Consider the following 7,908-nt stretch of genomic DNA (forward strand, 5'->3'; position numbering starts at 1 on the left):
CCACGTTATTTTTGCAATGTCTGAAATAATCTTTTCATTAATTTCCGAAGTTTCTTTGGACTCTGCAACAAATACGCTTATAAAAATTAATTGTCCATTCGGTAAAGTAATTACCCCAACATCATTAGTGGCTGCTGCAATTCCATTATTTATTCCGGAAGTCCCTGTTTTATGAGCAACAATTGTATTCTTTGGTAATTGTCCTTTTAATCGGTTACTTCCTGTTGTTGTTTCTCTCATAATTTTCCAAATAAAATCATAACTTTTTTTAGAAAGTAATTGGTTCTTATTATTATAAGTATCTATTAACAGTTTGTTCATCGCTGTTGGGGTTGCCCAATTTTGATATTGGGTATTCCAATCCTTGTGCATTTGTTCTTCGTTTGCTTTGATTGAAATATCAGTGAAATGATTAGCATTCAAGAATTTTTGAACAGAATCAGTTCCTCCGATTAATTTTAGCAAAATATCACAACCAATATTGTCGCTCTCTGATACTGTATAATTTAGTATTTGTTCAATCGTCAAAGTTGTTCCATTAGGGAATTCCTCTTTAATCGGACTCCACATTTTAGGCAAAAGGTCTTGAGGGGTAATCTCTATTTTTTGTTCAAAAGAAAGATTCCCTTTATCTATCTCAGACAAAACGGCTAAAGCAATCGGAAATTTCATAACGCTTTGCATCGGGAAATGGAAGTCGTTATTAATCTTCAAAGTATCCTTCTCATTGCTGTTGAATATTGCTACTCCTATTCTGGCATTTTTTGCCTTTAAAACATTCTCAATTTTCAAAGTTAAGTTGTCAGTTTGAGCATTTGAATACGCAATTGTAAAAAATAAACTTAACAATACTAATAATATCCTTTTTACGATTTTCATATGTCTGTACTCCTATCTGGTTAAATTACCGCTAACACCTGAATTAAGCCGCGCCGCGAAGCGGCGTCGGCTTGAATGAGTTGTTAGGCAACACCGCGCTTTCTCTCGAAGGCTTGTCGTGTTTGAACCATGTAAACCGCCGGCCCGTCAGGCGTGGTGATGATCTTCTCCCGCACGAATCCTGCCTTCTCATAGCAGCGTATGGCTCGATGGTTGTTCGGAGTCGGGTCGGTCTGAATCTTCGTCACGGTGGGGTCCGAGAACAGTAGTTCAACGAGAGCGCGGACAAGCCTTGTTCCTAGGCCTTTGTTCAACTGTGTCGGGTCAGCCAGAGACTGGTCTATTCCTCGCACTCCTGGATCAGTTTCATCTTCCCACCAGCCATCACCGCTTCCGAGCGCGACGTACGACTGAGCATAGCCGATCGGTTCCTCGCCCAGCATTGCGATGTACGGTGTTACGGACTCTTCCGCCATCGCTCTGGGCAGGTAGTGTTCCAGCACTTCATCAAGAGTCGGTCGCTCTTCGTCACCACCCCACCACTCAACGATGTGCGGCCGGTTGAGCCAATCATGGAGCATCGGCAGGTCGCGCTCGGTCATGAGGCGAAGAGTTATGGGGGGGGTGCTCGCGGCCTTGCGGCCCATGGCTCGCTGCTGTTCGGCAAAGCGGGCCTGTCGTATAGCGTTAGGGGTGGCCAGCAGGTTGCCGGTACGCTTGTCGTGTTGGTCTTTCATCTCAAACCCTCCATTAGAGCTAACAGTATACCACCAGTTAGCGCTAACGCAAGCATTACATACTTAAATCTGGCCCCCGACTGCGCTGCTTCTGGGTCTGCTTCGCCAGCTCGGCGCGGGCCTCCTGCACCTGCGGCAGCTCCATCACTTTCTGTACCGTGCGCTTGATGTAATCGGCCTCATGGCCTGCCTTGCGCTCCATGATCGCGGGGCTGGCCTCGGCCATGGCCTTGGCGATCTCGTCCGGCTCCCGGCCCTTGCTGGCCAGCTTCATAGCCGCAATGAAGTCGCACTTGCTGAGGTCGTCACCGAAGCGTTTGACCAACCCGGCCATTTCGCTGCGGTAGTCGTCCACGGCGCTGCGGCGATACCGGCGCACACTCCGCGGGGCGGTGATCTCGGCCAGTCGTGCCGTCCGTTCCTGTTGGCGCTTAATGCTGTCCAGCACCTGCCCGGCCTGCTGCATCAGCTCCGGCCCTGCGGTGGCGGTCTTGCCCTTGGATTCACGCAGCAGCACCCACGGCTGATAACCGGTGCGGGTGGTGTGCTTGTCCTTGCGGTTGGTGAAGCCCGCCAAGCGACCATAGTGGCGGCTGTCGGCGCTGGCCGGGTCGGCGTCGTACTCGCGGGCCAGCTTCCGGGCGATTACGCCCCTGTGACCTGCTGGGGCGTCCTGAGCCACTTTTACCCATGCCTGATAGTTCTTGGGGCTGGTCTCCACGATCAGCGCCGGCTCCCGGCCCTCGGCTTTCATGTCATCCAAGTCGAACTCACTGAGATCGTCCACCAGCACCAAACCATGCCGCTCCTGCTCGGCGGGCCTGATATACACGTCATTGCCCTGGGCATTCATCCGCTTGAGCCATGGCGTGTTCTGGAGCACTTCGGCGGCTGACCATTCCCGGTTCATCATCTTGCCGCTGGCGGCATCCCGTATGCCGATGTCGTACCGGTCGCAGCCCATGGCCTTGAGCTGCCGGGCGATGGCTTGCGCGGTGCGGTCACCCTTTACTTGAGCTTGAAAACCAGCCATATACCCCCCTGTTGTTCGATGATTTGCGGCTCCAGCCAAAGCCATGATGCGATCAGCAGCGCCAGAATAGGCGTCACGGAAGCGATCAAGACCCCGGCCCACAACTTCCATGTCCAGCCACGGGCGGCGCTCCGGGCGCTCTGCGCGGCGCTGCTCACCTCGGCGGCTACCTCCCGCAACTCCTTGGCCAGCTCCACCCATGCCGCCCCTGTCTGGCGTTGGGCTTTCAGCCACTCCGCTGCCTGCGCCTCGCTGGCCTGCTGAGTCTGGCTCATGACCTGCCGGGCCTCGTCGGCCAGTGTCGCCATGCTCTGGGCCAGCGGTTCGATCTGCTCCGCTAACTCGTTGATGCCTCTGGACTTCTTCACTCTGTCTATCGCGCTCATGCTCGATAACCTCCCGGTATTCTTGTAAGTCGATGATCTGGCCGTTGGCCGTGTCGATGGCTAGGGCGGTGTCGGCCCGCTCGGTGCGGATGCCCCGGCCCTCCATCTCCACCACGTTGGGGCCAAGATGGATGCCCGGCAGGCGCTCGATGCCCTGCGCCTCAAGTGTTCTATGGTCAATGCGGGCGTCGTGACCAGCCCGCTCTAATGCCCGGTTGGCATGGTCGGCCCATGCCTCGCGGGTCTGCTCAAGCCATGCCTTGGGCTTCAGGCTCTCGGACTTCTGCGCCCCGCCCCGCTCTGGCTGTTTGGCGTTGTACCGCTTGAACCACTGGTCAGCCGGGCGCTCGATACCGTCGTTCTTCCGCTCAGAGATCATCAAGTGGCAATGGGGGTTCTCACCTTTACCGGCATGAATGGCCAGCGTATACGGCAGGCGCTCGCCCTCGGTCAGATGCCGGGCGAATTCGTCCACCAGCTCCCGCTGCTGATCTAGGGTCAGTTCGACCGGCAGGGCAAACTCAACCTCTTTGAACAGCCGCCCATTGGCGCGTTCATACAGGTCGGCAGCATCCCAGTAGTCGGCGGGGCGCTCGGCCCACTCGGGCAGGTGGCCGGACTGAGTGTGCAGCACCTCGTCACGGTCGCGGGAGTAACGGCCCTCCCGCTGGATGTAATCGGCTTTCGCCTTGGCCGACTGGCCGCCGTTCCGGCTGCCGGTCTTGGCCGTAAGGTGATAGATGGCCATAGGGGTTTAGCTCCATGCAATGGCCCTCGGAGAGCGCACAGCCCCAAAGGGGTGCCCGCAGGGCAGTTTCTCGAAGAGAAACCGGTAAGTGCGCCCTCCCGTTAGAATGACGGTCGGGGTTTGCGGTGTCTGTGCTCCGATGATAGCATGATGGCAAGCACATAACCAAGGGGAATGTCAACATGGCAAAAGCAGCGGAACGGCTCGCCAAGCTGGAAGAGCAACGGGCACGGATCAACGCCAAGATCCAGCGGGTCAGGGCACGGGAGCAGCAGCAAAAGCGCAAGGAGGACACCCGGCGCAAGGTGCTGGTAGGCGCGTGGATACTCGGCAAAGTCGAAAGCGGCGAGTGGCCAGAACAGCGCTTGCTCGATGGGCTGGACAGCTACCTAGAGCGCGACCATGACCGGGCGCTGTTCGGACTGCCACCCAAGCAGGAATAGCAGCCACAGGAGCATGGCCAGCCGGAGCCGCAAGAGGGGCAAGGGTGAGCTTCTACCGGCTGACACCTGCCGAGATCGAAGCCCTGCAGCAAGAGATGCGAGAGGCGGGCGCGACCATCAAGGCGGAGATAGCCAAGCGCAAGGTGGCCAGCATGGCCCCTGCGGGGCTTCACACGCGCCCCCGCCCTGCGGGCAGGGGTAAAGGCCGCTAAAGCGGCTAAAGGCGTCTGCGGCTTCCTGTGGCGTCTGTGCATGGGGTTTGGGTTTGCGGGCCTTGGCCCGCCTTTTCCCTACCGCGGAGCGGTGGGGGCGGTGTGTAGCCTAGCGCAGCGGATAGATCAGTTATCCGGCCTCTGGCCGGGCATTTTGGGCAAGGGCAAACAGCGCCCCACTAGGGCGCTGTTAACCGCGCCTAGTGGATTATTCTTAGATAATCATGGATGGATTTTTTCAGCACCCCGCCAGCCCCCGCCCCTGCTGGGTTTGCAGGTTTGGGGGCGTGACAGTTAACGGGGGGGTTCGTGACAGTTAACGGGGGGGGGCGTGACAGTTAACGGGGGGGGCGTGACAGTTAACGGGGGGGGCGTGACAGTTATTGCAGGGGTCAGCCTGCCGCCTTGGGCCGTGCGATGTCGTACTTACCCGCCGCATACTCGTTCACCGTCCAGCCCAGCGCGATCAGCTCCGGCAGCGCCTCGCGCACCCGCTGGCGTCTCTTGCGCATGGCGGCCCCACTGGCCTCTGACGGCCAGACGTAGCCGCACAGGGTATCTATGGCCGCCTTGCCGGTCTTGCCGGGGTCGATCCAGCCACACAGCCGCTGGTGCAGCAGGCGGGCGGTTTCGCTGTCCAGCGCCCGCACCTCGTCCATGCTGATGCGCACATGCTGGCCGCCACCCATGACGGCCTGCGCGATCAAGGGGTTCAGGGCCACATACAGGCGCCCGTCTGCCTCGTCGCTGGCGTACTCGGCAAGCAGCCGGAAGCCCTGCCGCTTGCGGCCATTCTGGGCGATGATGGACACCTTCCAAAGCCGTTCAATGCAGTCCCTGATGGGCTTTGAGTCCTCGATATTGGCATAGCCTATTTCACGAGCCAGCGCCCGATAGCTACCCTTGACCACCATGGCGTCAGCGGTAACGGCTTCCCATTTGGGTTCCAGGAACAGCCGGAGCTGCTGCCCGCCGGGGGTCTCCGGTTCTGGCTCTAGCACCAGACCACTAGGCCCGGCCATGGCCACCAGCCCCTGCAGGATGCGCAAATCATCAGCGCCCAGCGGCTCCGGGCCGCTGAACTCGATCCGCTTGCCGTCGCCGTAGTCATACGTCACGTCCAGCTTGCCGCGCTTGCGCTCGCCCCGCTTGAGGGCACGGAACAGGCCGGGGGCCAGACAGTGCGCCGGGTCGTGCCGGACGTGGCTGAGGCTGTGTTTGTTCTTAGGCTTTGCCACGAGGCACCCCCTTGCTCTTGTGCTGCTTTTCCAGCACGGCGGGCTTGAGTACCCCGCCGTCATGCCGCCTGAACCAGCGGTCTTTGAACGGTGCCCCATAGTTGGCCTTGCTGACTCCAAAGCGGACGAAATAGGGCCGCTGCGTGTCGTCTACGCCCCATTCCTCGGCCTCACCGGTGGTCATGCCGGACAGGTACGATTGCCAGCGGATGTTATCCACCAGCACGGACGATCCCCGGCTGGCCTGCTGCTGGTCGCCTGCGCCCATCATGGCCGCGCCCTTGCTGGCATGGTGCAGGAACACGATAGAGCACCCGGTATCGGCGGCGATGGCCTCCATGCGGCCAATCACTTGCGCCATGGGGCCGCTGGCGTTCTCTTCCTCGATGTGGAACCGGCGCAAGGTATCCAGCACCATCAAGCGGCGTCCCTCAGCGGCTCGCTTGAGGCCGTCGAACCACTCCGGGGCCATGATGTTGGGTAGGCTGCCGATCAGCGGCTGGATTAGCAGACCGTCAGCCACGGCTTGCCGTTGCTCGTCGGTCAGGCGTTCCCCCAATGCGTGCAGGCGGTGATGTATGGCGGTGGGCGGGTCTTCGGCGGGCAGGTAGATCACCGGGCCGGTGCGCAACTCGCCCACGTCCAGCAGGTCGGGGCCGCCTGCGATCTGTGCGGCCAGTTGCAGGGCCAGCATGGACTTGCCGGCCCCACCGGGGGACACCAGCGCCCCCACGGTGCCGGCCACCATGTTGGGCAGTACGTAGTCAATCGGTGGCGGTAGCTCTGTGAAGCTCGCCAGAATGTCGATAGGCTTATGGGTAGCCATTGATTTGCCTCCTGTGTAGGCGGTTGGTGGTTAGGCGCTGGCGGGGTCACTACCCCCGCCCTGCGCCGCCCTGAGTTCTTCCAGATACAGCCGCAGCGCCTCGGCCTCTGCGTCTGTGGCCCATATCTTCCGGGCCTTGCGGCCCATGGCTCGCTGCTGCTCGGCAAAGCGGGCCTGTCGTATAGCGTTGGGGGTGGCCAGCAGGTTGCCGGTACGCTTGTCGTGTTGGTCTTTCATATTTCCTCCGCATTAGAGCTAACACCATAACAGGCATTAGCTCTAATGCAAGTGTTTTATCCTAATGTCGGCCCTCGGTACTGCTGTTTCTCGGCCTGCTTCGCCAGCTCGGCGCGGGCCTCCTGCACCTGCGGCAGCTCCATCACCTTCTGCACCGTACGCTTGATGTAATCGGCCTCATGGCCCGTCTTGCGCTCCATGATGGCGGGGCTGGCCTCGGCCATGGCCTTGCCGATCTCGTCCGGCTCCCGGCCCTTGCTGGCCAGCTTCATGGCCGCGATAAAGTCGCACTTGCTGAGGTCGTCACCGTACCGCTTGACCAGCCCGGCCATTTCGCTGCGGTAACACCTGAGTTAAGCCGCGCCGCGAAGCGGCGTCGGCTTGGACGAATTGTTAGGCCGCATATCGCGACCTGAAAGCGGCACGCAAGACCTCAACCTTTTCCGCCCCGAGTGAGGTGCATGCGAGCCTGTAGGACTCTATGTGCTTTGTAGGCCAGTCCACTGGTGGTACTTCATCGGCATAGTAAAAGTAATCCCAGATGATCGCCTCCCAGCTGTTACAACGGACTGGCCGCCCGGCGATGACGCCCTCAGCCGCCTCTGGGCACGAGCCCTGCGGAGCCTCCGCGATTTCATACGCTTCGTCTGCCCACCAAGCAGGTTCGCAGTCAAGTAACTCATCCCCGATCTCCGCTAAGAATCCATAGTCCAACTCCTCCATGACGCGCCCGCCGAGCATTTCAACTATTGCCTCGAGCTCGCCGCGCCTCTCGCCGGGAAACGTCAGATCAATATCATCGTGCTTGCGTGTTACACGCCCTAGCCGTGCATCGATCGCCCAGCCCCCACCGATCCAGAGCGGCAGATTTCGCTCATCTGCCGCAGCTAGAATTTTGTGTATCAATGTGACCTGCGTTGTGTCCATGCGGCCTAACGGTTTGGGCTATGGGCAGTGGCGGTTTGCGTGAGCCTTTCCTGTCAAACCGAGAAAACGCTCGGGCGGGCTACCGACTTTGCAAATTGCACTTCAACCCGCCATTGCCTATGAGCCAGTGTTAGCGGTAGTTTTTTATTTATTCAAATAGTAATCCCACGTTATTTTTGCAATGTCTGAAATAATCTTTTCATTAATTTCCGAAGTTTCTTTGGACTCTGCAACAAATACGC

10 protein-coding genes and 1 pseudogene are annotated in these 7,908 nt (G+C 58.8%); 1 reads left to right on the top strand and 10 read right to left on the bottom strand.

Annotated elements, in window-relative coordinates:
• The 5 genes and pseudogenes from blaVEB to R7Q11_RS24205 form a co-directional block, all read right to left on the bottom strand.
• Positions 1-879, bottom strand: an 879-nt coding sequence (gene blaVEB / locus R7Q11_RS24185) for a VEB family extended-spectrum class A beta-lactamase (RefSeq protein ID WP_169650280.1), incomplete at its 3' end; no start/stop codon positions are given.
• 83 nt (positions 880-962) lie between these two features.
• A complete protein-coding gene (locus R7Q11_RS24190) occupies positions 963-1,526 on the bottom strand; it encodes an AacA4 family aminoglycoside N(6')-acetyltransferase (RefSeq protein WP_112928758.1) in 564 nt (187 codons plus the stop codon).
• Between the two features lie 145 nt (positions 1,527-1,671).
• Positions 1,672-2,694 carry a DNA-primase RepB domain-containing protein gene (locus R7Q11_RS24195; RefSeq protein ID WP_318057402.1) on the bottom strand — a complete coding sequence of 341 codons (1,023 nt, stop codon included), beginning with the start codon at positions 2,692-2,694 and terminating at the stop codon, positions 1,672-1,674.
• Positions 2,625-3,035: an IncQ-type mobilization protein MobB gene (locus R7Q11_RS24200; protein ID WP_011117300.1), complete on the bottom strand. Its 411-nt coding sequence runs from the start codon at positions 3,033-3,035 to the stop codon at positions 2,625-2,627. The genes R7Q11_RS24195 and R7Q11_RS24200 overlap by 70 nt, the downstream gene beginning before the upstream one ends.
• Before the next feature lie 106 nt (positions 3,036-3,141).
• Positions 3,142-3,783: pseudogene (locus tag R7Q11_RS24205) on the bottom strand (MobA/MobL family protein); the annotation flags it as partial.
• A gap of 182 nt (positions 3,784-3,965) precedes the next feature.
• Between R7Q11_RS24205 and R7Q11_RS24210 the strand changes: the two are divergent.
• On the top strand, positions 3,966-4,226 hold the full coding sequence (locus tag R7Q11_RS24210) for a mobilization protein (RefSeq protein ID WP_169573164.1): 261 nt from the start codon (positions 3,966-3,968) through the stop codon (positions 4,224-4,226).
• A 604-nt stretch (positions 4,227-4,830) separates the two neighbouring features.
• On the opposite strand, the gene repC is transcribed toward R7Q11_RS24210, so the two are convergent.
• The 5 genes from repC to aadB form a co-directional block, all read right to left on the bottom strand.
• Positions 4,831-5,676 (bottom strand): replication protein C, IncQ-type, encoded by an 846-nt coding sequence (gene repC, locus R7Q11_RS24215; protein WP_112928757.1) that lies wholly within the window; start codon positions 5,674-5,676, stop codon positions 4,831-4,833.
• Positions 5,663-6,502, bottom strand: coding sequence for a helicase RepA family protein (locus R7Q11_RS24220; protein WP_169573183.1), 840 nt, complete (start codon positions 6,500-6,502; stop codon positions 5,663-5,665). Before R7Q11_RS24220 ends, repC begins: the two co-directional genes overlap by 14 nt.
• A gap of 30 nt (positions 6,503-6,532) precedes the next feature.
• A complete protein-coding gene (gene urfF, locus R7Q11_RS24225; protein ID WP_112928753.1) occupies positions 6,533-6,739 on the bottom strand; it encodes a plasmid repression protein F in 207 nt (68 codons plus the stop codon).
• A 56-nt stretch (positions 6,740-6,795) separates the two neighbouring features.
• Complete coding sequence (locus R7Q11_RS24230) at positions 6,796-7,071, bottom strand: hypothetical protein (RefSeq protein ID WP_223847821.1); 276 nt, start codon at positions 7,069-7,071, stop codon at positions 6,796-6,798.
• 61 nt (positions 7,072-7,132) lie between these two features.
• Positions 7,133-7,666 (bottom strand): aminoglycoside nucleotidyltransferase ANT(2'')-Ia, encoded by a 534-nt coding sequence (gene aadB / locus R7Q11_RS24235; RefSeq protein WP_000381802.1) that lies wholly within the window; start codon positions 7,664-7,666, stop codon positions 7,133-7,135.
• Positions 7,667-7,908: the final 242 nt, after the last annotated feature.

This window comes from Vibrio sp. 970 (genome assembly GCF_033339075.1).

Bases quoted from the DNA above. Each gene is read 5' to 3' on its own strand.
- R7Q11_RS24200 (WP_011117300.1), bottom strand. From the start codon at position 3,035: ATGAGCGCGATAGACAGAGTGAAGAAGTCCAGAGGCATCAACGAGTTA.
- R7Q11_RS24230 (WP_223847821.1), bottom strand. From the start codon at position 7,071: ATGGCCGGGCTGGTCAAGCGGTACGGTGACGACCTCAGCAAGTGCGAC.
- aadB (WP_000381802.1), bottom strand. From the start codon at position 7,666: ATGGACACAACGCAGGTCACATTGATACACAAAATTCTAGCTGCGGCA.
- urfF (WP_112928753.1), bottom strand. From the start codon at position 6,739: ATGAAAGACCAACACGACAAGCGTACCGGCAACCTGCTGGCCACCCCC.
- R7Q11_RS24220 (WP_169573183.1), bottom strand. From the start codon at position 6,502: ATGGCTACCCATAAGCCTATCGACATTCTGGCGAGCTTCACAGAGCTA.
- R7Q11_RS24190 (WP_112928758.1), bottom strand. From the start codon at position 1,526: ATGGGCCGCAAGGCCGCGAGCACCCCCCCCATAACTCTTCGCCTCATG.
- R7Q11_RS24210 (WP_169573164.1), top strand. From the start codon at position 3,966: ATGGCAAAAGCAGCGGAACGGCTCGCCAAGCTGGAAGAGCAACGGGCA.
- R7Q11_RS24195 (WP_318057402.1), bottom strand. From the start codon at position 2,694: ATGGCTTTGGCTGGAGCCGCAAATCATCGAACAACAGGGGGGTATATG.